The sequence below is a fragment of the Paracoccus beibuensis genome, assembly GCF_026162625.1.
In the GTDB taxonomy this organism is placed as follows: Bacteria; Pseudomonadota; Alphaproteobacteria; order Rhodobacterales; family Rhodobacteraceae; genus Paracoccus; species Paracoccus beibuensis.
Genome location: NZ_JAOTBD010000002.1, coordinates 69308 through 93516, shown reverse-complemented (window position 1 = coordinate 93516; position 24209 = coordinate 69308). Strand labels below are relative to the sequence as shown.

At 65.5% G+C, this 24209-nt stretch carries 24 protein-coding genes and 1 tRNA gene; 10 read left to right on the top strand and 15 right to left on the bottom strand.

What is annotated here, in order from left to right; translation table 11 throughout:
• Positions 1 to 13 precede the first annotated feature (13 nt).
• The 7 genes from OC159_RS02165 to OC159_RS02135 all read right to left on the bottom strand — a co-directional run bounded on the left by OC159_RS02165 (position 14) and on the right by OC159_RS02135 (position 7807).
• Positions 14 to 997 carry an ABC transporter substrate-binding protein gene (locus OC159_RS02165; RefSeq protein WP_265499512.1) on the bottom strand — a complete coding sequence of 328 codons (984 nt, stop codon included), beginning with the start codon at positions 995 to 997 and terminating at the stop codon, positions 14 to 16.
• 34 nt (positions 998 to 1031) lie between these two features.
• Positions 1032 to 1949 (bottom strand): ABC transporter permease, encoded by a 918-nt coding sequence (locus OC159_RS02160; RefSeq protein WP_265499511.1) that lies wholly within the window; start codon positions 1947 to 1949, stop codon positions 1032 to 1034.
• A gap of 11 nt (positions 1950 to 1960) precedes the next feature.
• Positions 1961 to 2788: an ABC transporter permease gene (locus tag OC159_RS02155; RefSeq protein WP_265499647.1), complete on the bottom strand. Its 828-nt coding sequence runs from the start codon at positions 2786 to 2788 to the stop codon at positions 1961 to 1963.
• Positions 2789 to 2858: 70 nt separating this feature from the next.
• On the bottom strand, positions 2859 to 3632 hold the full coding sequence (locus OC159_RS02150; protein ID WP_265499510.1) for an ABC transporter ATP-binding protein: 774 nt from the start codon (positions 3630 to 3632) through the stop codon (positions 2859 to 2861).
• A 1-nt stretch (position 3633) separates the two neighbouring features.
• Positions 3634 to 5085 carry a dihydropyrimidinase gene (gene hydA, locus OC159_RS02145; protein WP_265499509.1) on the bottom strand — a complete coding sequence of 484 codons (1452 nt, stop codon included), beginning with the start codon at positions 5083 to 5085 and terminating at the stop codon, positions 3634 to 3636.
• Positions 5086 to 5149: 64 nt separating this feature from the next.
• Positions 5150 to 6415, bottom strand: a complete 1266-nt coding sequence (locus tag OC159_RS02140) for a Zn-dependent hydrolase (protein WP_265499508.1) — start codon at positions 6413 to 6415, stop codon at positions 5150 to 5152.
• Positions 6416 to 6481: 66 nt separating this feature from the next.
• A complete protein-coding gene (locus tag OC159_RS02135; RefSeq protein ID WP_265499507.1) occupies positions 6482 to 7807 on the bottom strand; it encodes an aspartate aminotransferase family protein in 1326 nt (441 codons plus the stop codon).
• 140 nt (positions 7808 to 7947) lie between these two features.
• Between OC159_RS02135 and OC159_RS02130 the strand changes: the two genes are divergently transcribed.
• On the top strand, positions 7948 to 8565 hold the full coding sequence (locus OC159_RS02130) for a TetR family transcriptional regulator C-terminal domain-containing protein (RefSeq protein WP_265499506.1): 618 nt from the start codon (positions 7948 to 7950) through the stop codon (positions 8563 to 8565).
• 13 nt (positions 8566 to 8578) lie between these two features.
• On the opposite strand, the gene OC159_RS02125 is transcribed toward OC159_RS02130, so the two are convergent.
• Together OC159_RS02125 and OC159_RS02120 are read right to left on the bottom strand one after the other, a co-directional pair.
• Positions 8579 to 9169, bottom strand: a complete 591-nt coding sequence (locus tag OC159_RS02125) for a TetR/AcrR family transcriptional regulator (protein ID WP_265499505.1) — start codon at positions 9167 to 9169, stop codon at positions 8579 to 8581.
• 118 nt (positions 9170 to 9287) lie between these two features.
• Positions 9288 to 9848, bottom strand: coding sequence for a YcbK family protein (locus tag OC159_RS02120; protein ID WP_265499504.1), 561 nt, complete (start codon positions 9846 to 9848; stop codon positions 9288 to 9290).
• Positions 9849 to 10154: 306 nt separating this feature from the next.
• On the opposite strand from OC159_RS02120, the gene OC159_RS02115 reads away from it, so the two are divergent.
• The 4 genes from OC159_RS02115 to OC159_RS02100 all read left to right on the top strand — a co-directional run bounded on the left by OC159_RS02115 (position 10155) and on the right by OC159_RS02100 (position 14534).
• Complete coding sequence (locus OC159_RS02115; RefSeq protein WP_265499503.1) at positions 10155 to 11777, top strand: L,D-transpeptidase family protein; 1623 nt, start codon at positions 10155 to 10157, stop codon at positions 11775 to 11777.
• A 70-nt stretch (positions 11778 to 11847) separates the two neighbouring features.
• Positions 11848 to 12948: a UDP-3-O-(3-hydroxymyristoyl)glucosamine N-acyltransferase gene (locus OC159_RS02110; RefSeq protein ID WP_265499502.1), complete on the top strand. Its 1101-nt coding sequence runs from the start codon at positions 11848 to 11850 to the stop codon at positions 12946 to 12948.
• 12 nt (positions 12949 to 12960) lie between these two features.
• Entirely contained in the window at positions 12961 to 13227 is a 267-nt protein-coding gene (locus OC159_RS02105; protein ID WP_265499501.1) for an acyl carrier protein, read from the top strand.
• 98 nt (positions 13228 to 13325) lie between these two features.
• Entirely contained in the window at positions 13326 to 14534 is a 1209-nt protein-coding gene (locus OC159_RS02100) for a beta-ketoacyl-[acyl-carrier-protein] synthase family protein (protein WP_265499645.1), read from the top strand.
• A 42-nt stretch (positions 14535 to 14576) separates the two neighbouring features.
• Here OC159_RS02100 and OC159_RS02095 read toward each other — a convergent pair whose 3' ends face one another.
• Together OC159_RS02095 and OC159_RS02090 are read right to left on the bottom strand one after the other, a co-directional pair.
• Positions 14577 to 15371: an invasion associated locus B family protein gene (locus OC159_RS02095; protein WP_265499500.1), complete on the bottom strand. Its 795-nt coding sequence runs from the start codon at positions 15369 to 15371 to the stop codon at positions 14577 to 14579.
• Between the two features lie 60 nt (positions 15372 to 15431).
• Positions 15432 to 15554: a hypothetical protein gene (locus OC159_RS02090; protein WP_265499499.1), complete on the bottom strand. Its 123-nt coding sequence runs from the start codon at positions 15552 to 15554 to the stop codon at positions 15432 to 15434.
• Between the two features lie 283 nt (positions 15555 to 15837).
• Between OC159_RS02090 and OC159_RS02085 the strand changes: the two genes are divergently transcribed.
• Positions 15838 to 17373: a helicase HerA-like domain-containing protein gene (locus OC159_RS02085; RefSeq protein ID WP_265499498.1), complete on the top strand. Its 1536-nt coding sequence runs from the start codon at positions 15838 to 15840 to the stop codon at positions 17371 to 17373.
• On the opposite strand, the gene OC159_RS02080 is transcribed toward OC159_RS02085, so the two are convergent.
• Positions 17374 to 17706, bottom strand: a complete 333-nt coding sequence (locus OC159_RS02080) for a DUF6477 family protein (RefSeq protein WP_265499497.1) — start codon at positions 17704 to 17706, stop codon at positions 17374 to 17376.
• Between the two features lie 215 nt (positions 17707 to 17921).
• Here OC159_RS02080 and OC159_RS02075 point away from each other — a divergent pair, with 215 nt between their 5' ends.
• Positions 17922 to 19070, top strand: coding sequence for a DUF6456 domain-containing protein (locus OC159_RS02075; protein ID WP_407674036.1), 1149 nt, complete (start codon positions 17922 to 17924; stop codon positions 19068 to 19070).
• Positions 19071 to 19113: 43 nt separating this feature from the next.
• Here OC159_RS02075 and OC159_RS02070 read toward each other — a convergent pair whose 3' ends face one another.
• Complete coding sequence (locus tag OC159_RS02070; protein ID WP_265499496.1) at positions 19114 to 20604, bottom strand: catalase; 1491 nt, start codon at positions 20602 to 20604, stop codon at positions 19114 to 19116.
• Between the two features lie 94 nt (positions 20605 to 20698).
• Between OC159_RS02070 and OC159_RS02065 the strand changes: the two genes are divergently transcribed.
• Positions 20699 to 21613, top strand: coding sequence for a hydrogen peroxide-inducible genes activator (locus OC159_RS02065; protein WP_265499495.1), 915 nt, complete (start codon positions 20699 to 20701; stop codon positions 21611 to 21613).
• A 7-nt stretch (positions 21614 to 21620) separates the two neighbouring features.
• On the opposite strand, the gene OC159_RS02060 is transcribed toward OC159_RS02065, so the two are convergent.
• Complete coding sequence (locus tag OC159_RS02060) at positions 21621 to 22169, bottom strand: peroxiredoxin (RefSeq protein WP_265499494.1); 549 nt, start codon at positions 22167 to 22169, stop codon at positions 21621 to 21623.
• A 179-nt stretch (positions 22170 to 22348) separates the two neighbouring features.
• On the opposite strand from OC159_RS02060, the gene lipA reads away from it, so the two are divergent.
• Together lipA and OC159_RS02050 are read left to right on the top strand one after the other, a co-directional pair.
• A complete protein-coding gene (gene lipA / locus OC159_RS02055; protein WP_265499493.1) occupies positions 22349 to 23299 on the top strand; it encodes a lipoyl synthase in 951 nt (316 codons plus the stop codon).
• A 100-nt stretch (positions 23300 to 23399) separates the two neighbouring features.
• Positions 23400 to 23483 (top strand) — tRNA-Leu (locus tag OC159_RS02050).
• A 342-nt stretch (positions 23484 to 23825) separates the two neighbouring features.
• Here OC159_RS02050 and OC159_RS02045 read toward each other — a convergent pair.
• Entirely contained in the window at positions 23826 to 23990 is a 165-nt protein-coding gene (locus tag OC159_RS02045) for a hypothetical protein (protein WP_265499492.1), read from the bottom strand.
• Between the last annotated feature and the right edge of the window lie 219 nt (positions 23991 to 24209).

Below are 24209 nucleotides of genomic sequence, written 5' to 3'. Positions count from 1 at the left end.
CGCGCCCGTCGCTTCAGTCGAAGGCGCGGTCGGTGATCGTCGACACCCAGGCCCCTTCGGGTGCGGCGCTGATCACCGGGTCCGATCCGCCCGACAGCAGGATGTCCACGGTCCGCTGATAGTCGGCCTCTTCCAGCGTGCCGTTCGACCCTTCCAGCAGCTTGGCGATCTCGGTCACCATGCGGGTCTGATGCTCGATGGTCTGCGCGCCGGTCTCGTCGTTCTCCAGCACGATCTCGGCCGCTTCCTCGGGGTGCTCGGCCGCGTATTGCCAGCCCTTCATGCTGGCGCGGACGAAGCGGACCAGGTCGGTCACCTTCTCGGGGTCCTCCAGCGTGCTTTCCAGCACGTAGAGCCCGTCTTCCAGGGTCGCCACGCCCTGATCCTCGTACTTGAAGGTCACCAGATCCTCGGGCGTCAGGCCCGCATCCAGCACCTGACCATATTCGTTATAGGTCATGGTGCTGATGCAGGCGGCCTGCTTCTGCAGCAGCGGATCGACGTTGAAGCCCTGCTTCAGCACGGTCACACCCTCGGGGCCGCCTTCGGTCGAGAGGCCGAGCGTGTTCATCCAGGACAGGAACGGGTATTCGTTGCCGGCGAACCAGACGCCAAGCGTCTTCCCGGCAAAGTCGGTCTCCGGATTCTCGATCCCGGTCTCCTTCAGGCAGGTCAGCATCATGCCCGACGACTTGAAGGGCTGCGCGATATTGACCAGCGGCAGGCCCTTTTCCCGGGCGGCCAGCGCGGCGGGCATCCATTCGACGATCAGATCGGCCCCGCCGCCCGCCAGCACCTGCGTCGGCGCAATGTCCGGTCCGCCCGGAAGGATGGTGACATCGACGCCCTCTTCCTCGTAAAAGCCCTTTTCCTGCGCGACGTAATATCCGGCGAACTGGGCTTGGGTTACCCATTTCAGCTGCAGCGTCAGCTCGCCGGCCTGCGCGGTTCCGGTCAACAGCGCAAGGGCCGCGGCGCCCGTCATCAATCTTGTCATTCCTCACTCTCCTGTTGGTGGGGCGGGGCCCCGGTCAGTTGCGCTGCGACGGGTGCCAGAACGTCACCTTCTTTTCGATCAGCGCCACAAGTCCATAGAACAGCGTTCCCGCAAGCGCCGCCACGACAATCTCTGCCCAAACCAGCGGCAGGTCCAGACGCCCCACGGCGGTCGAGATCCGGAACCCCATGCCGCGCGTGGGGCTGCCGAAGAACTCGGCCACGATGGCGCCGATCAGCGCCAGCGTCGTCGTGATCTTCAGTCCGTTGAAGAGGAACGGCGCCGCTGCCGGCAGGCGCAGCTTCCATAGGCTTGCCCCATAGGGCGCGGCCCAACTGGCCATCAGGTCGCGCTGCATCGCGTCCGTGGCCTTCAGGCCCGCGACCATGTTCACCAGGATCGGAAAGAACACCATCACGACCACCACGGCGGCCTTCGACTGCCAGTCGAAGCCGAACCACATGACCAGGATCGGCGCGATGCCGACGATGGGCAGGGCGGCTACGAAGTTGCCGATGGGCAGCAACCCGCGCTGCAGGAACGGGCTGCGGTCGATGGCGACTGCGGTCAGCACGGCGGCGGCGGCCCCGATCAGCCAGCCCGTCAGCGCGCCGCGCAGGATCGTCTGCAGGAAGTCGGTCCACAGGATGCTGCCGTTGGCAGCAAAGCTGGCGGCGATTTGGCTGGGCGCGGGCAGGATGACGGGCGGTACGTGGTAGTTCGTGACCATCATCTCCCACAGGGCGATGATGGTGGCGCCGAAGATCAGCGGGACCAGGGCGCGCGTCAGGCGGGTGTTAAAACCGGCCAGCCAGGTGTTCAGCAGCCAGGCGAGAAGCCACAGCGCAAGCAGCGGCGCGGCCTTGGGGGCCAGCCACCGGGCGGCCACTAGCGCGATGACGATCCCGGCCACGAACTGCAGGTTCTGGAGGAAGAAATACGTGCGCGCCATCTTCCGCCCGTTCATCTTGCCAATCCCATCCGAGCCAGCACCCGCCGCTCGATCAGGCTGACCAGCGCGACCAGCCCGGCCGCAAGAAAGGCCGCAGCGAACAGCGCCGCCCAGATCTGCACGGTCTGCCCGTAATAGCTGCCCGACAAGAGCCGCGCGCCCAGGCCCGCCGTCGCCCCCGCCGGCAATTCACCGACGATAGTCCCGACCAGCGCCGCCGCGATGGCGACCTTGAGGCTGGCGAACAGGTAGGGCAGGGACGACGGCAGGCGCAGGCGCCAGAAGACCTGAGCCCGGCTCGCGCTCCAGGATCGCATCTGGTCAAGTTGCATGGCGTCAGGCGTGCGCAGCCCCTTGACCATCCCGACAAGCACGGGAAAGAACGACAGCCAAGCGGCGATGATCGCCTTGGGCAGCAGCCCGGTGATCCCTGCACTTGCCAGCACCACGATCACCATCGGCGCGATGGCCAGGATCGGCACGGTCTGGCTGGCGACGGCCCAGGGCATCACCGACTGGTCCATGCTGCGGCTGTGAACGATCCCGACGGCCAGCAGGATGCCGGCGCCGGTGCCGATGGCGAACCCTGCCAGCGTCGCCGACAGCGTCACCCACGCATGCCAGACAAGGCTGCGGCGCGAGGTAACGGCCTGCCCGGCCAGCCCGTCCCACAGCCCTTGCGCGACCTGGTGCGGCGCGGGCAGGACCGGGCGGTCCTGCGTCAGGGTGAGGGTGACAAGGTCGGGCAGGGTCAGTTCGACGCCCGCGCGGGCGGCCTGGTCGTGCTCCCATCTGGCGTTCATGCGGATGGCGGCAAGGTACCAGACCGCCACGATCATCAGGATCACGGCCAGGATCGGCAGCGCATTTTCAGCACCAATCCAGCGGCGGCGAGATGGCAGGGCGGCGTCAGTCACTGCCGTGCCCCTCGCGTAGCCCCTCTCGGACCTCGTGGGCAAGGGCGATGAATTCGGGCGTGTCACGGATGTCCAGCGGGCGGTCGGGCGGAAGGGGGCTGTCGATCACCCGCGTGATCCGGCCGGGCCGCGGCGACATCACGACGATCTTGGTCGAAAGGTACACCGCCTCGGGGATGGAATGGGTGACGAAGCCGATGGTCTTGCCGGTCTTGCGCCACAGCGTCAGCAGCGCCTCGTTCAGGCGGTCCCGGACGATCTCGTCCAATGCGCCGAAGGGCTCGTCCATCAGCAGGATGTCGGCGTCGAAGGCCAGCGCCCGGGCGATGCTGGCCCGTTGCTGCATCCCGCCAGAGAGCTGCCACGGGAATCTGCCGCCAAAGCCCGACAGCTCGACCAGGTCCAGAACGCGGCTAATGCGTTCGGCGCGGTCCGACTTGGAAAACCCCATGATCTCCAGCGGCAGAGAGATGTTTCCCGAGATCGTCCGCCACGGATAAAGTCCCGGCGCCTGGAACACATAGCCATAGGCCCGCGCGCGCCGCGCCGCATCCGGATCGATCCCGTTGACCAGCAGTGTTCCGGCGGTCGGCGTTTCAAGTGCGGCAATGCTGCGCAGGAAGGTCGTCTTGCCGCAACCGGATGGCCCGATGAAGCTGACGAACTCTCCCGGCCCGACGGTCAGGTCCACGTCCTTCAATGCGTGAACAGGGCCGTCGGCGGTCTGGAACGTCAGGCTGACGCGCTGCGCTTCGATGACGCTCAACTCAGACCCCGCTTGCCGGAATGCCGGATCGCTGAACCGGCCGCGGTGCCGTCAGGTCCTTCCAGGCCGACAGGGCGCGGTTGACCGTTCCGCGCGGCTCGCGCGCGACGAATTCGCCATGACCTTCGCGGCTGTCGACCTTGCCCTCGGTCACGGCAACGACACCGCGGGTCAGCGTGAACCGCGGCAGTCCCTTGACCTTCTGTCCCTCGAAGACGTTGTAGTCGATGGCCGACTGCTGCGCGCCCGCCGTGATCGTCTTTTCGGCCTCGGGGTCCCACACCACAAGATCCGCATCGCTGCCCACCAGCACCGCGCCCTTCCGAGGGTACATGCCAAGGATCTTGGCGACATTGGTCGAGGTCGCGGCCACGAACTCGTTGGGCGTCAGCCGCCCGGTCCCGACGCCGTGCGTCCACAACATCGGCATCCGGTCCTCCAGCCCTCCGGTGCCGTTCGGGATCTTGGAAAAATCGCCGACGCCGTGGCGCTTCTGTTCCGTCGTGAAGGCGCAGTGATCGGTGGCGACGACCGACAGGCTGCCCGACTGGAGGCCGGCCCACAGGCTGTCCTGGTGCAGCTTGTTGCGAAAAGGCGGGGACATGACGCGCCGCGCGGCATGGTCCCAATCCGTGTTGAAGTATTCGCTTTCGTCCAGCGTCAGGTGCTGGATCAACGGCTCTCCCCAGACCCGCTTGCCCTGCGCGCGCGCCCGGCGGATCGCCTCGTGGCTGTCCTCGCAGCTGACATGCACGACATAAAGCGGCACGCCCGCCATGTCGGCCACCATGATCGCGCGGTTCGTGGCCTCGCCCTCGACCTGCGGCGGGCGGGAAAAGGCATGGGCCTCGGGACCCGTGTTCCCTTCGGCCAGCAGTCGTGCGGACAGTTCGGCCACAACATCGCCGTTTTCGGCATGGACCATGGCAATGCCGCCCAGGTCGCCGACGCGCCGGAAGCTGGCGAACAGCTCGTCATCGTTCACCATCAGTGCACCCTTGTAGGCCATGAAGTGCTTGAAGCTGGTGATGCCGCGATCCACGACCGCCTGCATCTCGTCGAAGATCTGCTGTCCCCACCAGGTGACGGCCATGTGATAGCTGAAGTCGCAATGCGCGCGGCCCGACTTGTTGTCCCACATCTGCAGCGCGTCCAGCAGCCCTTGACCGGGCGAGGGCAGGGCGAAGTCGACCACCATCGTGGTCCCGCCAGCCAGCGCCGCCCGCGTGCCGCTTTCGAAGTCGTCGGCGGAATAGGTGCCCATGAAGGGCATCTCCAGATGCGTGTGCGGGTCGATCCCGCCAGGCATGATCAGACAGCCGGTCGCGTCAAGGACCTCATCCCCGACCAGTCCCTTGCCGATTGCGGCGATGCGCCCGTTCTCGATCAGCACCTCGGCTTGATAGCTCAGATCCGCCGTGACGACCGTTCCGCCCCTGATCACCGTGCTCATGGCTGCCCTCATCTTTCTTGCTCAAGTACCGTGGGGCCCGCATTGCCCCAAATCGACGCCCGCGTCAGCGAACCACTTCGGCCGTGTCCAGCACGGCGTGCAGCAGCACGTCCGCCCCTGCCTTGGCCCAAGCCGGGCTGATCTCTTCGGCCTCGTTGTGCGACAATCCGTCGACGCAGGGGCACATGATCATCACGGTCGGCGCGACCTTGGCGATCCAGCAGGCGTCGTGCCCGGCGCCCGAGACGATGTCCATGTGACTGTACCCCAGGCGTTCCGCCGCTGCGCGGACCGTTTCGACCAGTCCCCCATCGAAGGTCACCGGATCGAAATGTCCGACCGGCTCGATGTGGATGCCGAGGCCGAGTTCCTCTGCAATCTCAGCCGCTTCCTGCTCCAACCTTGAACGCATCGAGGTTAGCTTCTCCAACTCCGGAGAGCGAAAATCGATCGTGAACACCGCCTTGCCGGGGATTACGTTTCGGCTGTTGGGATACACGTTGGCCTGCCCGACCGCCCCGACGGCATTCGGCTGGTGATCCATCGCGATCCGGTGAACCGCCTCGATGATCCGTGCCATCCCGAGGCCGGCGTTTACCCGCATCTGCATTGGAGTGCTGCCGGTATGCGCATCCTTGCCGGTCAGCGTGACCTGCAGCCACCAAAGGCCCTGCCCGTGGGTCACGACACCGATCTGCCTGCCCTCGGCCTCGAGGATTGGGCCCTGTTCGATATGATATTCGAACATCGCGTGGATCTTCCGCTCTCCCGGAGGCTCGTCGCCCCGCCAGCCGATCCGGTCAAGCTCGTCGCCGAAGCGCCTGCCGTCGGCATCCTCGCGGCTGTTGGCGTAATTCTCGGTCAGAACGCCCGCGAACACGCCAGAGGCGAGCATGGCCGGGGCGAACCGGGTGCCTTCCTCGTTCGTCCAGTTGGTCACGACGATCGGCCGGCGGGTCGTCACACCCATGTCCCTGACGGCCCGCACCACTTCCAGCCCCGCCAGGACGCCCAGCACGCCGTCATACTTTCCGCCGGTCGGCTGCGTATCCAGATGGCTACCGATGTAGACGGGGTCGAGGTCCGGTTCGGCGCCTTCGTGGCGCATGAACATGTTGCCCATCCGGTCGACGGCCATGCTCATGCCCGCATCCTGGCACCAGGACTGGAAGAGCCGCCGGCCGTCGGCATCGGCATCGGTCAGCGTCTGCCGGTTGTTGCCGCCCGCGATGCCCGGACCGATCTTGGCCATCTGCATCAGGCTATCCCACAGCCGATCGCCGTCGACCGTCATGTTCGCAGCCGAAATCGCGGCGCTCTCGTCGCTCATCTGTCTTCCTTCCTGTCGGGCCGCCCCTTTCTGTCGCGGGGTCGGCTTGATGGGTTGGCGCCGCCCTCAGGCAGCCGTCTTCAGGACGTCGCCCAAGGTGCCGATCAACTGGTCGATCTGTGCCTCGCTGATGATCAGCGGCGGCGACATGGCGATGATGTCGCCGGTGACGCGGATCAGGATGCCGGCTTCGAACGCCTTCACGAAGATGTCGAAGGCGCGCTTGCCGGGCTGCCCCTCGATCGAGGCCAACTCGACCGCGCCAATCAGGCCCATGTTGCGGATATCGACCACGTTCGGGTGGTCCCGCAGCCCGTGCAGCGCCTCTTGCCAATAGGTTTCCAGCTGGGCCGCGCGGGTCAGCAGGCCTTCCTCGGCATAGGTGTCCAGCGTCGCGATGGCCGCCGCGCAGCTGACCGGGTTGCCGGAATAGGTATAGCCGTGGAACAGCTCGATCAAATGGTCCGGGCCCTGCATGAAGGCGTCGTGGATCGCTGCAGAGGTCAGGACCGCGCCCATCGGGATCACGCCGTTGGTCAGGCCCTTGGCGCAGGTGATCATGTCGGGCACGACGCCGAAATGCTGCGCCGCGAACGGGCTGCCCAAGCGGCCGAAGCCGGTGATCACCTCGTCGAAGATCAGCAGGATGCCGTGCTTGCGGGTGATCTCGCGCAGGCGCTGCAGATAGCCCTTGGGCGGCATCAGGACGCCGGTCGAACCGGCCATTGGCTCGACGATGACGGCGGCGATGGTTTCGGCGCCGTGAAGCGCGACCACACGCTCGAGCTCGTCCGCCAGATGCGCGCCGTGTTCCGGCTGCCCCTTGGTCATGCGGTTTTCGGGAAGATGCGTGTGGGGCAGGTGGTCCACGCCTGCAAGAAGCGTGCCGAAATGCCGGCGGTTATTGACAATCCCACCGACCGAAATGCCGCCGAAACCGACGCCGTGATAGCCGCGCTCGCGCCCGATCAGTCGGGTGCGGGCACTGTCGCCGCGGGCGCGGTGATACGCCAGCGCTATCTTCAGCGCTGTGTCGACGGCTTCCGAGCCCGAGTTGCAGTAGAAGACGTGCTCCATCCCCTCGGGCGCGATGTCGACGATCCTGTTGGCCAGTTCGAAGGCCAGCGGGTGGCCCATCTGGAAGGCGGGGGCATAGTCCAGTTCGCCGACCTGCGCCTGCACGGCCTCGGTGATGCGCGGGCGGCAATGGCCCGCGTTGCAGCACCACAGGCCCGCGGTCCCGTCGAGGATCTGCCGGCCATCGGCGGCCGTGTAGTGCATGTCCTTCGACGACACCAGCATCCGGGGCGCCGATTTGAACTGGCGGTTGGCCGTGAACGGCATCCAGAAGGCGCGCAGATCGTTCGGAGCGGGCTTGCGGTCAAGCGGCATGGGGTGGAACCTCGCAGATTATTGACCGATTGGTCAGGATCACGCTAGCACGGGTCAGGGACCAGTCAAGCGTCCAGACGCAGGGCCGCGCGCCTCGGGCCGTTCTGCCCAATTTCGGGTCATGCGGGAAGGTACACCAGATGACGGACGCGGCGACGCCCCCGATGACGCGCATCCAGCAGAAGAACCGCGAGCTGATCCTGCAGGCGGCGCTGGATGCGTTCTCGGCGAACGGCTTCCGGGGCGCGACCATCGACCAGATCGCGCGGGCGGCGCGCATGTCGAAGCCTAACGTCCTTTATTACTTCGGCTCGAAGGACGAGATCCACAAGACGCTGCTGACGACGCTGCTGGACATGTGGCTGGCGCCCATGCAGCAGATCGACGCGGCCGGCGAGCCGCTGGCCGAGATCCTGCAGTACGTGCAGGCCAAGCTGCAGATGTCGCGCGACTTCCCGCGCGAAAGCCGGCTCTTTGCCTATGAGATCCTGCAGGGCGCGCCGCACCTGACCGAGATCCTGGGAGGCGGGCTGAGAGAGATCGTCGACCGCACCGTCGCGGTGCTGGAGACCTGGATGGAGGAGGGCCGCCTGGCGCGGGTCGAACCGCGCCACCTCATCTTCTCGATCTGGTCGATGACCCAGCACTACGCCGATTTCGAGATCCAGGTCCGGGCCGTTCTGGGGCCGGGTCACGATCCCTATCAGGAGGGCTCGGCGTTTCTTGACGACCTCTATCGCAAGCTGCTGGCGCCCTGAGGTGCTGCCGACGTCAAGCCGCTGGCGGCTTGTCCAGCATTTCGGCGGCGACCAGGATCAGCTTCAGGTTCTCGTGCGCGGCGGCGATGAAGTCGAGCCGTGTTCCCGCCACCCAGTCCTTCGTTGCCGCATTGGTCGCCGCGATGACGGCTGCGGCCAGGATCTCGATAACGCGTTCGTCCGAACCGGGCATGCGACGATGCAGAAGTGTCCGCATCTGCGCCCGCCGCGCCAGCATCGCGCTGTTGCGCAGCGCCTCGAGCTTTGCGTCGCTTTCCGACAAGGCCAGCATCTGGCCGATGATCTCGCGTTCGTCCAGGTACCGCGTCAGGTGGGCCTCGATCAGGGCGGCCAGGTCGTCGATCAGGCGACCCTTGCCAGCCACGAAGTTTTCGGACGCCTCGGCCGGGTAATCCGGCGGCGGACCCATCAGGGCCGCTTCCTTGTAGGGATAGTAGTTGAAGAAGGTGCGGGTGCTGATTCCGGCGTGGCGCGCGATCGCCTCGGTCGTCACGTTGGCCAAGCCATCGCGGACCGCAAGCGTGACGGCCGCTACCTGGATCTTCTTTGCGGTCCGGTGGCGGCGCGATTGGAGAAGGCTCATGAAATCTCGATCTCGGGAAGCATGACGACCCGTATAGCGTGATGACGCCGTTGTTCAAACGGGAAAAACGCCATCTGCGTCGCAGAAGGCGTTTTGCGGCGCGGCAATGGCACGCGGTTCAGCTGCCCCAGCTGCGGACCGGACCACAATCCATATGGACGAAGTTCGACCGGCTGTAGCGCCCGACGCCACCCGCGCGGCATGCGACTGCAGCCTGGTACATCTGCCCGACCGAGCGCGACTTCATCCGAAGGTCAGCGGCCTTGCCGGTCATGTGCAGCGAGTTCTTGGCGACACCGCTGGAGTTGCGGCGCAGCATCGCGTTGGTCCGCGGCGAGCGGTAGCCCGACAGCATCATGTAGGGTTCGTTCGTCTGCAGCAGCCTTGCGGATGCCGCCGCAACGTCGATCGTGCGGGGATCGATGCCGATGACTTCACCGGTCCGCCAGTCGCGCATGAAGATGTTGATCTCGTTCAAGGCTTCGCGAATGTACTTGCCGTCGACCCAATACACGGTGTCGAGGCTTTCACCTGTCCGCCCGGAATACATGCGAACGCGACGCATGTCGCCCGCGCCCCGAAGAAAACCGAAAGCATTTGCCATTACCGGAGCGGCTGCAACGCTGGTCGCCGCGAAAGCACCCAAGATGCCGCGACGAGAAATAAGATCCATTGTCATGTCAGATCGCCTGTCCTGCTTCGTTTTTTTTCAGCCAGCGCGGTCCGCATGGCCCGTCGTGGTTTATCCCCGACCAGTTAACAATATGTCAATTCTTGGTGCGCCGCGAAGGGGATTCTGCCGGCGAACTGCGAAAACGCCCGTGTTTAGGCAGGTTTTCGCCGATAGGTTGCACTGTGGCCGACGGGTCATGGGCTGTGCCGGAACTGCAACATCCGCCGTTCGTCACGCGGTTTCAGCATGTTGAGCGATGGCCGACATGGGGAAAATGTGGAACATCGGTGTTGAACGCAACGAGGGACCGTAATGGAACGGCTGGTCGGCACTGTACTCGCTCTGATGCTCGGGGTTGGGCTGCCCGGGGCGGTCCATGCGCAGGACGGTGCCGCATCCGTGAGCGTGGCCGCTTCTCCGAAACTGCGCTTCTCGCAGTCGCAGATGGCGCTGGCGCACATGGTTGCAGACGATCCCGACCTTGCCGCATTCTACGGCGGCAACGGCCTGATGCCGATCTTCCTCGGCGCTGGCGGGGCAGGGCGCCGCGAGGCGCTGCTTGCGGTCATCGCGGACATGCCACGCCACGGAATTCCGTCCGGGCGCTACATGCCGGACCGTCTGGCGGCCAACCCCGAATCGCTCGTCGACGAGGTCGCCTATGGTCGCCAGGCCGCCCGGCTGCTGCGGGACCTGAGCGGCGGTGTCCTGACGCCCGCGACCGCCGACCCAGAGATCAAGCGCGTGCCGCGCCGCCCGTCGGTGCCCGCGCTTCTCGACCGTTTCGAGATCGCGGCCGATCCTGCCGCCGTCCTGAGGCAGGCGGCGCCGCGTCATCCGGCCTACCTGGCCCTGCAGAACGCGCTGTCGGGTCCCGCCGAACTGACCGTGCCGTCGAACCTGCCCAAGGCACCCGAAGCCGTCTGGAGGCCGGGGATGCGGGGCGAGGGCGTCATCCCCCTTCGAAGCCGCCTCGCCGCCATCGGCTTTCGGACCGCGTTCGAGGATCCGACCCTGTTCGACGCGGCCCTGTCCAGTGCCGTGGCCGATTATCAGCGTGCTGCGGGTCTGCCGGATGACGGCATTGCCGGACCACGGACCATCGGGATGCTGAACGGCGACGGGGCCAGCGGCCAGGACGACCGCCAGCGCGCGATCCTCGTCGCGCTCGAGCGGATGCGCTGGATGGCGGGCGAGGGTCTGGCGGCGCGCCACGTCTGGGTCAATATTCCCGAATTCTCGACCGTCATCGTCGACGGGGGATCCGAGGTGTTCCGCACGCGGAGCGTCATGGGCCGGAACACCTCGGACATGCGCACGCCCGAGTTTTCCGAGATGATGTCCCACCTGGTCGTCAATCCCAGCTGGAACGTGCCACGGTCGATCACCGTCAGGGACTACCTTCCGAAGCTTCAGGCCAACAGGAATGCCGTGGGGCATCTGGACGTGCTGGACGGATCAGGCCGGGTGGTGTCGCGGAACGCGATCGACTTCTCGCGCTATACGGCCGCGAACTTCCCGTTCCGCCTTCGCCAGAAACCCAGCGGCGACAATGCGCTGGGGATCGTGAAGTTCATCTTCCCGAACCCTTGGAACATCTATCTTCACGATACGCCCAGCAAGCACCTGTTCGCCAACCGGGTTCGCGCCGAATCGAACGGCTGCATCCGCATCGGCGACCCCGTCGATCTGGCCCGGGCGCTGCTGTCGCGGCAGACGGACGACCCCGCCGCGATGTTCCAGCGGGCGATGGAAAGCGGGCGGGAAACCTGGCTGAAGCTTCAGCCGCCCGTGCCTGTCCACCTGGTCTATTTCACCGCCTGGCCCGATGCGTCCGGGCAGGTGAGGTTCTTCCCGGACATCTATGGTCGCGATGCGCGGATCTGGCAGGCGCTGGAAGTGGAAGGGGTCGGGCTGTCGCGCCAGGGCTTGTGACCACCACTGCGCGCCTTTCACTGGAACGACCGTGCCAAACACGCTAATGCCTTGCCCGAAAGGGGGCAGCATGGCCGTTACGATAGCAGAACTTGCCCAATCGCTCGGTGCGCAGGCTTGGGGCGATACCGGCATCCGCGTCACGGGCGCGGGCGAGCCGTCAGCGACGGCGCCTGTCCGGTCCGGCTCGGGACAGCTTGCCCTTGCGATGGCGCCGAAATATGCAGAGACGCTTCGTCCAGGCTGCATTGCGATCCTGGCGGAAGGCATGGAGCCCCAGGCCTATGGCCTGGCGGCGGCGATCTTCGCGCCCCGCCCAAGGCTGGTCATGGCGGGTTTGACGCGTGCGTTCGATGCCGGCCCCGATATCGCGCCGGGCGTCCACCCCACCGCCGTGATTGATCCCTCTGCCATCATCGGCGCCGACGCCGCGATCGGCCCCTTCGTCGTCATCGGCTCGGGCGTGACGCTGGGTCCCCGGGCGCGGATCGGCGCGCATGTCAGCATCGGGCGCGATGCCCGAATCGGCGAGGATGCGTTGCTGCATCCGGGCGTCCGGATCGGCCACAACGTCATCGCGGGCGACCGGCTGATCGTCCAGCCGGGCGCGGTCATCGGCGGCGACGGTTTTTCTTTCGTCACGCCAGAAGAATCCGGGATCGAGGAAATCCGGCGCACGCTCGGTCCACGCGCCGACATCCGCCAGCAGCACTGGACGCGCATCCATTCGCTTGGGGCGGTCGATCTGGGCGACGATGTCGAGATCGGCGCGAACGCCACCATCGACCGTGGCACCATCCGCTCCACCCGCGTCGGCTCGGGCACCAAGATCGACAACCTGGTGATGCTGGGTCACAACGTCACGGTCGGCAGGGACTGCCTGCTCTGCAGCCAGGTCGGCATCGCGGGATCGTCGACCGTGGGCGACCGGGTCGTCCTGGCGGGCAAGGTGGGCGTGTCGGACAATATCACGATCGGTGACGACGTGATCGCCGGCGGAGCTGCGAAGATCTTCACGCGCGTTCCCGCCGGCCGCGTCATCCTTGGCAACCCCGCCGTGAAGATGGAGACGCAGCTCGAGATCCAGAAGGCCATGCGCCGGCTGCCGCGTTTCGCGCAACAGCTGTCGAAGCTTCAGGAAACCGTTACACGCCTCTTGGAAAAGGGCTGAACAGGAGGCCACATGACAGAAGAGATCACACAGCGCATTCGGGCGATCATCGCCGAACAGGCCATGCTGGAACCGGCCGAGGTGACGGATGAGGCAACGCCCGCGGATCTTGGCATCGACAGCCTAGGCCTGGTCGAATCCATCTTTGCCATCGAAGAGGCCTTCGACATCACGATCCCCTTCAACGCGAACGAGCCCGAGAAGTCGGACTTCGACATCTCGAACATGGGCACCATCATTCAGGCGGTCGAACGGCTGGTGGCGGACAAGGCCGCATGACCGATAAGGCGACGGCAGGAAGCGTGGCCGCACGGAAAGACGCCGACAGGGTCGCCCCCGCAATCGCGCCCGGCAGCAACCGCGGGGCGCGCCACGGCCTGCGCCGGGTGGTGATCACCGGCGCCGGGACGATCAACGCCCTTGGCCACGACGTCGCCTCGACGCTCGAGGCGTTCCGGGAGGGGCGCAGCGGCATCACCCAGCTGGACTTCCGCGACGTGGAGCGGCTGTCGATCCAGATCGGCGCCCAGGTCCACGACTGGTCGCCCGAGACCTATTTCAACCGCCAGCAGATACTGCTCTACGACAAGTTCACGCAGTTCACGCTGCTTGCCGCCAAGCAGGCGGTGGCCCAGTCCGGCCTGAACTTCGAAGGGGCGCTCGGCCTGCGGTCGGGCGTGGTTCTGGGGACCGCGGGAGGCGGGCTGAACACCTGGGACGAGAATTACCGCGCCGTCTACGAAGAGGGGAAGAACCGCGTTCACCCCTTCGTCGTCCCCAAGCTGATGAACAACGCCGCCGCCAGCCATGTCAGCATGGAGTTCGGACTTCGGGGACCGGCCTTCACCGTCGCCACCGCCTGCGCCAGTTCGAACCACGCGATGGGGCTGGCCTTCCAGATGGTTCGTTCCGGCGGCGCCGACGTCATGCTGTCGGGCGGGTCCGAGGCGATGCTGTGCTTCGGTGGCGTCAAGGCGTGGGAAGGGCTGCGCGTCATGTCGAAGGACGCCTGCCGCCCCTTCAGCGCCAACCGCAACGGGATGGTTCAGGGCGAAGGCGCAGGCGTCTTTGTTTTCGAGGAATACGAGCGGGCGCGTGCACGCGGCGCAGACATCCTGGCCGAAGTCGTGGGCTTTGCCATGTCCTCGGACGCGCAAGATATCGTCATGCCGTCGGCCCAGGGGGCCGAGCGGGCGATCACCGGTGCGATGGTCGATGCGGGACTGAACGGTGACGAGATCGGCTATATCAACGCCCACGGCACCGGGACGGCCGCCAACGACAAGACGGAATGTGCCGCCGTGGCGCACGCCTTTGGTCATCACGCCGACCGCCTGATGATCAGCTCGACCAAGTCGATGCACGGCCACCTGATCGGCGGAACCGGCGCGGTCGAGCTTCTGGCCTGCATCATGGCGCTGCGCGATGGGATCATCGCGCCGACCATCGGCTATCAGGAGCCTGACCCGGAATGCGCGCTGGACGTCGTCCCGAATGAGGCGCGAGAGGTCCGGGTGGATGCCGTGCTGTCGAACGCCTTTGCGTTCGGCGGCTTGAACGCCGTCATCGCGCTGCGCCGCGCCTGAGAGGAACCGCGCCACGTGGCGCGGTCCGGTATCTTCCGCCGATCATTCTGCGGGCGCGGTGCCCTCATCTGCCGGTGCGGCACCATCTCCCGCACCGGTTTCCGCAGCCGGGGTCTCTGCTTCGGGCGCAGGGGCGGCTGCATAGGCGGCAAGCTCATCGAAGGCCGCGGTGAAGCCCGAGAGCGTGAATTCCAGGTTCACTGGGTTTTCCCGATCACCGCCGAAGGGCAGAAGCTCGATCGAGGCATTGCCGCCGCGCTTCATCGCCGTCAGTTCCTGTTCCGTGAAGCCGAGGCGCGCCACGCAGCCGACGGGTGCGCAGAAGCTGAACGGATAGCCGCGCGTCTCGCCATTGTCGACCTGGAAGCCCAGACCCGCGATCAAGTCGGTCTCCAGCGGTGCCACCAGGGTCGCACCTGCGGCGACGTCGCCATTCGCCAGCGGAATCAACGTCAGTTCGGCCACCGGGCTTTCTTCATCATCGACGAGCAGCTTGTAGAGTTCGCAGGGGTCCTTGCCCTGGCCTGCCCGGATGCAGCGGATCGTCCATTCGCCATGCTCCGACTTGGCGTAATAGCTGCCGGTCTGATCGGCAGCGTCCGCACCAGCGGTTGCCGGTGCAGCGTCGGCAGCGGGCGCGGCGTCGGCAGCGGGCGCTTCGGCCGCAGGCGCGGTTTCCGCGGGCGGGGTGGCCGTGGTGTCAGCGGGTGCGGCATCGGCCGGCTGTGCGGCGGTCGGGCTTTCGACCGGCGCCGGGGTCGCGGCATCTTGCGCGGAGGCCGGCCCGGCCATCAGCGCAAGCGCTGCCAGCAGTGCGTGCGAGGACTTGATCGACATGAAGTTTTCTTCCTTTTGCTCAACGCATTGGAATTGACCTAGCACGACATTCTGCCGATGTCAGGCCTTCCGCGGGGCCATGTCGGTCACCTTGGCTTGACCCGGCTGCATGATGCTGATCTGCGCGATGAAGCGCTGACGATGCGCGTCGGGAACCGGATGTGCCGCTCGTGCGTCTGTCACGTAGAAAGGGCCGCAGTTTTCACCGCGGCCCCTGTGCATGACGCTCCCTGCCGGACTGGCCGGTCATTATTGCGTCGCACGCTAATCCTGCCGCGGTGATCCGTCAACAGGACTCATTCCAAGGGGTTGATGGAAAAAGCCGCGCCTTTGACGGGCGCGGCATTCCAACAGGGAGGAAGGTCCGGGTCGTCCGATCGATCCTGACAAGCTGAACTTGCCACGCAGAGATTAAGATTGTCTTGTGAAAGAGCGCGTTGCGCAGGATCGGCAAGAAAGGATGGTCATGTACCCTGTTCTGGACCTTGCATCAGCAGCTGCTTTCGTTGGTGGCGCAGGTGCGGGCTATACCGCGGCCGAATCGCTGCTGCTGCGCCAGGCCAACCGACACGGGCTGATCGCGGGGGCCACGGGAACCGGCAAGACCGTCACGCTCCAGACGCTGGCCGAGAGCCTGTCGCTGGCCGGGGTGCCCGTGTTCATGGCGGACGTGAAGGGCGATCTGGGCGGCATGGCCGTCGCCGGTTCGGCAGACGGCAAGCTGCACGAGGCCTTCGCCTCGCGCGCGCAGAAGATCGGGTTGGACCTTGAGTACCAGGCGTTCCCGGTGACGTTCTGGGATGTCTGGGCCGAGAAGGGCCACCCGGTGCGCACCACCGTGTCCGAGTTGGGCCCGCTGCTTCTGTCGCGCCTGCTGGAACTGACGGAGGTGCAGGAGGGCGTGATGAACATCGCCTTCCGGGTCGCCGACGAGGAGGGGCTGCCGCTTCTGGACCTCAAGGACCTGCAGTCGATGCTGATCTGGGTTGGGCAGAACGCGTCGGACCTGTCACTGCGCTACGGCAATGTCAGCGCGGCCAGCGTCGGCGCGATCCAGAGGGCGCTTCTGGTGCTTGAAGGCGAAGGCGGTGATCGGCTGTTCGGAGAACCGGCATTGGAACTGGCGGACATCATCCGGCAGGCGCCAGACGGAAAGGGCGTCATCAACATCCTGTCGGCGGACCGGTTGATGAATGCGCCGCGACTTTATGCGACCCTCCTGCTGTGGCTTCTTTCCGAACTGTTCGAACAGCTGCCGGAGGTCGGGGATCCCGAAAAACCGCGCCTCGCGTTCTTCTTCGACGAAGCGCATCTTCTGTTCGACGGCGCCCCGAAAGCGCTAGTCGACAAGGTCGAGCAGGTTGCGCGGCTGATCCGGTCCAAGGGCGTCAGCATCTGGTTCGTGACGCAAAGCCCGACCGATATCCCGGATGCGGTGCTGGGGCAGCTGGGCAACAGGGTCCAGCATGCCCTTCGGGCCTTCACCGCCAAGGATCAGAAGGCCCTGCGCCAGGCGGCCGAAAATTATCGTGCGAATCCCGATTTCGACGTGGCGGAAGCCATCCAGCAGGTCGGCACCGGAGAGGCAGTGACCTCTTTCCTCGACAGCAAGGGAACGCCCGGTGTGGCGCAGCGGACGCTGATCCGGCCGCCCTTCAGCCAACTGGGGCCCATCGCGCCAGAGGCCCGACGCGACATCCTGAATACCTCGCCGCTCGGATTGAAGTACGACAAGACCGTGGACCGCGACTCGGCGCACGAGATACTGGCGAGGCGGGCCGCGACGGCGGAGAAGGTGACGGACGACGATCTGTTCCGGATGCCCCAGAACGGGCGCAAGCCGGCGGGGGATAAGGCGCCGGTGAAGCAGGCCCGCAGCCGCTCTCGCTCGGACGGGATCGTCGAGACCTTCGGCAAGAGCCTTGCACGGCAACTGGGGACCAGGACCGGCAAGGCGCTTGTCAGGGGTGTGCTGGGCTCGCTGCTCCGGTCGCGCCGATAGTCACATTGCATGCGCGGTCGGCAGCGGCTCGGCGTCCACGGCTGCCCGCATCTCGGCGAGGATCGCGATCATCAAGAGGACGTGGCGCTTTATGTCGTAGTCGGCTGCCTGAACAAGGCGCAGCTCGTTCTGGATCTCCTCCTCGGCGCGCAGGCGTGCCAGTGCGGCGGCGGGTGCGGGGACGTGATCGCTGCGCAGGACCCGTGCCAGGTCCCGGCCCCGCTTCCAGCCCTTCTGCCCTTCGCGGGCGGCGCGGATCAACGTGCCGGGCCGGCGTAGGCCGTGATTCGTCGGCCGCGGACGAAAAACGATGATGTTGGATGATGCAGTCATGGGCAATCCTCGGTGATGCGCTACGTGATCAGCTTCACACAACCCAAGGTTGTGTTGCCGAAACCCTTGTCGCATCGCGCGCCCTAGGAAGGATTCTTTAGGAATTGTTAGGGAATGTTGCGGCTATGTGCAGAAACTTCCTGTTAACCAACAGGGAAAAATTCAACCCAGGGTGGTTACCTGCCGGACTGCCCGAGGACGACAAGGGACCTGACATGACGATTTTGACCGGTGACTTCGCAATTCAGTCGGCCGTCGCGGAGCATCGTTCGCAGGAGCAACGAATCGCCGCTGGAAACGACGAGATGACGCAGGATGCTCGGCTGTACCTGCGCCATGTCGAACACGGCGTAACCATCCGGGCTTTGGCGCGCGAGGCGGGCTGTCATGCCTCGACCATCCTTCGCCGTATCCGCAGGTTCGAGGCGAAGCGGGACGACCCGCTGGTCGACAGCGCGATCGAGGCACGGCCAGCGCGGTCCGCAGTGGACGAGCGGCAGGCGCTTCGCGTGCTGCGCCGACTGGCAGAGCCGGGTGCGGTCATGGCCACGGCTCCGGGGATGGAGAAAGCCATCGTCACACGCGACGATATCCGCACCGCCGTCCTGGACCGCGCCCTAGCCGAGACGATGGCGCTGAGGGGGTGGATCGTGCAGACCGGCGACGGCGGTCGCATCCAGCGCTACCTGATCGCACCGGCCGGACGCGAGGCTCTGCGGGGGATGCTGCGGTCGCCGCGCCAGCGTGGCAAATTCATGGGACCCGAAGCCTTCGTGGATGCCCAGCCCGTCACGGTTCCGAAAGAGGGAATGGCCGAGGCACCCGCCGCCTTCCTGCATGCCGGCGCGGATCACGCCGACCATCATCGCATCTGGGAAGACCGCGTGATCGACGACCCCGAGGATGGGCGCAAGCGGCGCACCCGCATCAACATCGCGGAGAGCCCGTTGCTGGTGCTGGCGCGCCGTCGTGACCACATGGGCGAGGCCTTCCTGACACCCGGCCTGGTCTCGGCCGCCGAGCGTCTGCGAGAGGATTTCGAACTGGCGCAGATGGGCCCCCGCGTCACGCAGAACTGGGATGGCTTCATGACCGCCGGCATTGATGTCTCGCGTGGGGGCTCGGGCTATCGCGGCGGGTCCGAATCGGCACGCGACCGCGTGGCCGTGGCACTTCGCGAACTGGGACCCGGCATGGGCGACATCGTCCTGCGCGTCTGCTGCTTCCTCGAGGGGGTCGAACTGACCGAGCGTCGGTTGGGCTGGTCGGCCCGCTCGGGCAAGATCGTACTTCGTCTGGCCCTGATGCGGCTGGAGCGTCACTATGCCGAAACCTATGGCAAGGGCTCGCCGCTGATCGGCTGAAATACTGCGGGGCGCGCGCGTCGGCGCGCCCCGGTCGGGTGCATCATTCGGCGGCGTGGCGGTGCTTCTGGGCCAACTCGGCCCGCGCCGCACGGATGCCCGCACCATAGGCGGGGTTGATGCGGTCGAAATGCTCCAGCGCGCGAACCAGCACCGCTTCATCGGCCCCCTCCATGGCCGCGGCCAGATTCTTGTAGAGCCGGCCACGCTCTTCCGCCGTCAAAACGTTGTCGTGCAGCGCGCGGACTTGGGAATAGTCGTCGATCTCCTGTTGATGCGGGTGACGCCCGGCGTCGCCCGAGATCTTCAGCGGCGGTTCTAGGAACGCGGGATCTTCGACTGCACCGCCGAAGCTGTTCGGCTCATAATAGGCATCGCGACTGCCGGACTGGTGGCCGAAGAAGTTCATCTGCCCGTCCTTGTGGTAGTGGTGGACCGGGCACTTGGGCGCGTTCACCGGCAGATGTTCGAAATGCGTCCCAAGCCGATAGCGATGCGCGTCGGCATAGCTGAAGACCCGCGCCTGCAGCATCTTGTCGGGTGAATAGCCGATGCCGCGAACCTTGTTCGACGGGCTGAACGCGGCCTGCTCGATCTGCGCAAAGTAGTTGTCGGCATTGCGGTTCAGCACGAACTCTCCGACCTCGATCAGGGGATAATCCGCGTGCGGCCAAACCTTCGTCAGGTCGAACGGATCGTAGTGCGTCCTTTCGGCATCCAGTTCCGGCATGACCTGGACCATCATCTTCCAGCGCGGATGATCTCCGGCCTCGATCTTGCCGAACAGCGCCTCCTGATAGCCTTCGCGCGAATGGCCGATGATCTCGGCGGCTTCGCCGTTGGTGTAGAAGCGGTGACCCTGCTGGGTCTTGAAGTGGAACTTGACCCAGAACCGCTCGCCGTCCTTGTTCCAGAAGGAATAGGTGTGGCTGCCATAGCCGTTCATGAAGGTCGGGTCCTGGGGCAGGCCACGGTCCGACATCAGGATGGTCACCTGGTGCAGCGATTCGGGCTGCTGACCCCAGAAGTCCCACATGGCAGTCGGGCTGCGCAGGTTGGTGCGCGGGTGGCGCTTCTGGGTGTGGATGAAATCCGGGAACTTCAGCGGGTCACGCACGAAGAACACCGGCGTGTTGTTGCCCACGACGTCCCAGTTGCCCTCGTCGGTATAGAACTTCAACGCGAAGCCGCGAACATCGCGTTCGTGGTCGGCCGCGCCCTGTTCGCCCGCCACGGTCGAAAACCGCGCCAGCATCTCGGTCGTGTTGCCGACCTGCGAGAAGATCGAGGCGCAGCTGTATTGTGTGATGTCGTTCGTGACCGTGAACGTGCCGAAGGCGCCCCAGCCCTTGGCATGAACGACGCGTTCGGGGATCCGCTCGCGGTTCTGATGGGCCAGCTTTTCCAGAAGCTGATAATCCTGCATCAGAAGCGGACCACGAGGCCCCGCGGTCTCGCTGTTCTGGTTCGAAGCCACGGGTGCGCCCGCCGTGGTGGTCATGCGCGGACGGCTGGATTGATCATGTTGGCTCATCTTTTGTTCCCTCTTGCTGTGCCCAGCTTGAAGATGCGCTGCACAGTAGATAAATTGAAATTGAGATTTCTGTTGATTTGGATCAGTAAGCCTTATGAACATCACGTTGCGCCAGCTTCGCTACTTCTTGGCACTTACACAGGAAGCGCATTTCACCCGCGCCGCCGAGGTGATGAATGTCACCCAGCCGGCGCTCTCCATGCAGATCCGCGCGCTTGAGGAAGCAGTCCGTGCGCGGCTGGTCGAGCGAACGCCGGCGGGTGTCGTCCTGACGCCGAAAGGGCGGGCGCTGGAGGACCACGCAAGGCGCGTGCTGGCCCAGATGAGCGTGCTGGAGCAAGGGATGCGCCAGCCCGGGCAGGGCGGTCGCCTGATGCTGGGGATGATCCCGACGGTCGCGCCCTACCTGCTGCCCGAGGCGCTGCCGATGCTGCGGGCGCGCGACATCGGACAGGACCTGCACCTGAGAGAGGCGCTGACCGACCGCCTGTTGGACGAGCTGTCCAACGGGCGGCTTGATGCCATCGTCGTGGCCTCTCCGCCCGAGGATGACGGCTTTGCCGCCGTGCCGCTGTTCACGGACCGCTTCCTGCTGGCGGGCAGTGAGGCACGGTTGGCGGGTCTGGGGCCGCGGGCAGTCTCGCCGACGGCGCTCGATCCGGGACAGTTGCTGCTTCTGGACGAAGGGCATTGCCTTGGCGACCAGGCACTGGAAGTCTGCGGCCTTGGCAGGCGGTCCAGCCGGCTGGACATGGGGGCCGCTTCGCTCTCGACGCTGTGCCGCCTGGCGGCGCAGGGGATGGGGCTGACATTCCTGCCCCAAATTGCGCGGCGGCAAGAGCTTGCGGCAGCACCGGGGCTGAAGGCGGTGGCCTTTCCCGAACCGCAGCCCGCACGACAGGTGATGCTGGTGCACCGAGCTTCGACGCCCACGGCGGGTTGGTTCGACGACCTCGCTTCCGTCATGAGAGCCGCCGCGCAGCCGCTGCTGCGCGACGACATCGCGTAGGGCCGGGTCAGGCCGGCTCGGCGACCTTGACGGTCTGCAGCCAGGCCAGGACAGCCTCGGGCGAGGTCTCGCCGTAGGGATCGTCGGCGCAGTCGTCGCAGCGGCCGGGCTCCTCGAACCAGGCCTCGACCGTGCCGTCGTTGATGACGGCGGCATAACGCCAGCTGCGGGCGCCGAAGCCCAGGTTGTCCTTGCGGACCAGCATGCCGACCTTGTCGGTGAATTCGCCCGATCCGTCAGGAATAACCGTGACGTTCTTCAGGTCCTGTGCCTTGGCCCACTGGTTCATCACGAAGCTGTCGTTGACCGACATGCAATAGATCGCGTCGATCCCCAGCTTCTCCATCCCGCCGAACGCCTTCTCGAAACCGGGCAGTTGGTAGGTGGAGCAGGTCGGCGTGAACGCGCCGGGCAGCGAGAACAGGACAACCCGCTTGCCTGCGAAGTAGTCGTCGGTCGTCATTTCCTGCCAGCGGTAAGGATTGCTCCCGCCGACGGATTCGTCGCGGACGCGGGTGCGGAAGGTGACGTTAGGCAGTTTCGATCCGGGCTTCATCGGGACTCCTGTGATAGTTCAGGGCACCGCCTCTGCGATGCCGGCGGCTCCTCCCGTCCGGTTCCTAGCGCCGCACCGCAGCAAGGGCAATGCCGCAGGCGCAGCAATCCGGTCATGCGTTGCCAACGGCTTACAGAGGGACTATTTCTGCCCGAACCGCGACCGAAAGGACCAAGACCTTGCGCGACCTCAGGATCCCGGATCAGCGTCACCCGGAAAAGGCGCACCGTCCCGACCAGGCCCAGCCCAAGAAGCCGGAGTGGATCAGGGTCAAGGCCCCGACCTCGGCCGGCTACAAGCAGACCCGTGACCTGCTGCGCGAAAATCGCCTGTCCACGGTGTGTGAGGAAGCCGGCTGCCCCAATGTGGGCGAATGCTGGAGTCAGGGCCACGCCACCATGATGATCATGGGCGAGATCTGCACCCGCGGCTGCACCTTCTGCAACGTCGCGACCGGCAAGCCGCAGTCGCTGGACGCGTTCGAGCCCGGCCGCGTTGCGCATGCGGTGCAGAAACTTGGCTTGAACCATGTCGTGATCACCAGCGTCGACCGCGACGATCTGGACGACGGCGGGGCCGAGCATTTTGCGCAGACCATTCGCGCGATTCGCCACCGCTCGCCCTCGTCGACCATCGAGGTGCTGACGCCCGATTTCCTCAAGTCCACGCCCGGTGCGCTGGAGACCGTGGTCGAGGCCCGCCCCGACGTTTTCAACCACAACCTGGAGACGGTGCCGGGGCTCTACCCCTCTGTCCGCCCGGGTGCGCGATACTTCCATTCGCTGCGGCTGCTGCAACGGGTCAAGGAACTGGACCCGACGATGTTTACCAAGTCCGGCATCATGGTGGGTCTTGGCGAAGATCGGCAGGGCGTGTTGCAGGTCATGGACGACATGCGCGCGGCCGACATCGACTTCATCACCATCGGCCAGTACCTGCAGCCAAGCGCCAAGCATCACCGGATCGACCGCTTCGTGACCCCGGAGGAATTCTCGGGATACGAGAAGGCTGCCTATGGCAAGGGCTTCCTCATGGTGTCGGCCACGCCGCTGACTCGGTCGTCCTATCACGCCGGTGACGATTTCGCGCGCCTGCGCGACGCGCGGCTTGCCAAGCTGGGTCGCGCCTGAGCGAATCCACGGGAGGGCAGGGCGCCCGCGTCTTGGGCCTTGCAAAAGTGCGCGGCCCAAACTACGCATTCGCTCGTGCCGGAAGAGCGTCGACGATGTTGGGGGCGTGGCGGAATGGTAGACGCGACGGATTCAAAATCCGTTTCAGCAATGAGTGTCGGTTCGAGTCCGACCGCCCCTACCACGCTCTTTCGATTGGATTACCTCACCATTCTGCACGACGACTGATTCGCTGTCATTCGATTTCTCAACAGCGTTCTCAACAAACTTGCTTCGATCTACGTCTGTTCCGCACATCCTTTAAGCCTCCTTCGCGCGAGCCTTCTGGCGCGCAGGTCCGGAATACTTCACGATCATCAGCGTCGTCTTGTGCCCTGTGATCGAGGCAATCAATTCGTCGCTGCACCCAGCCGCCGCCAGTTCGGCAGTGGCCGAGTATCGCAGGCCGTGGATGTCGTAGGCTCGCGCGCCGATCTTGTCCCGTACATCACGGACAGCCTGCGAGGCGGCTCGTGCGGCTCTTGCCCTATGGAGCGACCGTGGTCCCGTTCAGCAGGGCGGCATATTCCAGCGCGAATGCTGCCGTCCCGGCATCGGCGTTGATCCTGGTTGTCTTGTAGCCGCGCCGCTGGAAATGCAGCACGCCCTTCTTGTCGTAGACGTGAGGCGGCAGGAAGCGCTTCGTCATCATGATAGGTCCAGCAGGTCGCAGGGGTGAACATCGGTTCCGGGCGCTCGCCCTTGTCCACCAACGAAAATCTTGCCGTCCTTCATGTCGACTGTAACCTCGAAGCCTTTCTCCGCCCATTCGGAGACAGCACGGCGAACATCGGCGGGCATCTTCTGATGTCCCGTTCAGCGGCCCCTCTCATCTAACGGCACCGCATCAAACAGCGGCAGATCTTCCGCC

Excerpts from the sequence above, each read along its gene's own strand:
- hydA (WP_265499509.1), bottom strand. The coding sequence starts at position 5,085 with ATGAGCACGGTGATCAGGGGCGGAACGGTCGTCACGGCGGATCTGAGC.
- OC159_RS02130 (WP_265499506.1), top strand. The coding sequence starts at position 7,948 with ATGACGGACGCGGCGACGCCCCCGATGACGCGCATCCAGCAGAAGAAC.
- OC159_RS02045 (WP_265499492.1), bottom strand. The coding sequence starts at position 23,990 with ATGATGACGAAGCGCTTCCTGCCGCCTCACGTCTACGACAAGAAGGGC.
- OC159_RS02155 (WP_265499647.1), bottom strand. The coding sequence starts at position 2,788 with ATGATCGTGGCGGTCTGGTACCTTGCCGCCATCCGCATGAACGCCAGA.
- OC159_RS02120 (WP_265499504.1), bottom strand. The coding sequence starts at position 9,848 with ATGACAATGGATCTTATTTCTCGTCGCGGCATCTTGGGTGCTTTCGCG.
- OC159_RS02165 (WP_265499512.1), bottom strand. The coding sequence starts at position 997 with ATGACAAGATTGATGACGGGCGCCGCGGCCCTTGCGCTGTTGACCGGA.
- OC159_RS02070 (WP_265499496.1), bottom strand. The coding sequence starts at position 20,604 with ATGAGCCAACATGATCAATCCAGCCGTCCGCGCATGACCACCACGGCG.
- OC159_RS02115 (WP_265499503.1), top strand. The coding sequence starts at position 10,155 with ATGGAACGGCTGGTCGGCACTGTACTCGCTCTGATGCTCGGGGTTGGG.
- OC159_RS02075 (WP_407674036.1), top strand. The coding sequence starts at position 17,922 with ATGACGATTTTGACCGGTGACTTCGCAATTCAGTCGGCCGTCGCGGAG.
- OC159_RS02085 (WP_265499498.1), top strand. The coding sequence starts at position 15,838 with ATGTACCCTGTTCTGGACCTTGCATCAGCAGCTGCTTTCGTTGGTGGC.
- OC159_RS02095 (WP_265499500.1), bottom strand. The coding sequence starts at position 15,371 with ATGTCGATCAAGTCCTCGCACGCACTGCTGGCAGCGCTTGCGCTGATG.
- OC159_RS02125 (WP_265499505.1), bottom strand. The coding sequence starts at position 9,169 with ATGAGCCTTCTCCAATCGCGCCGCCACCGGACCGCAAAGAAGATCCAG.
- OC159_RS02110 (WP_265499502.1), top strand. The coding sequence starts at position 11,848 with ATGGCCGTTACGATAGCAGAACTTGCCCAATCGCTCGGTGCGCAGGCT.
- OC159_RS02060 (WP_265499494.1), bottom strand. The coding sequence starts at position 22,169 with ATGAAGCCCGGATCGAAACTGCCTAACGTCACCTTCCGCACCCGCGTC.
- OC159_RS02065 (WP_265499495.1), top strand. The coding sequence starts at position 20,699 with ATGAACATCACGTTGCGCCAGCTTCGCTACTTCTTGGCACTTACACAG.
- OC159_RS02135 (WP_265499507.1), bottom strand. The coding sequence starts at position 7,807 with ATGCCGCTTGACCGCAAGCCCGCTCCGAACGATCTGCGCGCCTTCTGG.
- OC159_RS02160 (WP_265499511.1), bottom strand. The coding sequence starts at position 1,949 with ATGGCGCGCACGTATTTCTTCCTCCAGAACCTGCAGTTCGTGGCCGGG.
- OC159_RS02080 (WP_265499497.1), bottom strand. The coding sequence starts at position 17,706 with ATGACTGCATCATCCAACATCATCGTTTTTCGTCCGCGGCCGACGAAT.
- OC159_RS02105 (WP_265499501.1), top strand. The coding sequence starts at position 12,961 with ATGACAGAAGAGATCACACAGCGCATTCGGGCGATCATCGCCGAACAG.
- OC159_RS02140 (WP_265499508.1), bottom strand. The coding sequence starts at position 6,415 with ATGAGCGACGAGAGCGCCGCGATTTCGGCTGCGAACATGACGGTCGAC.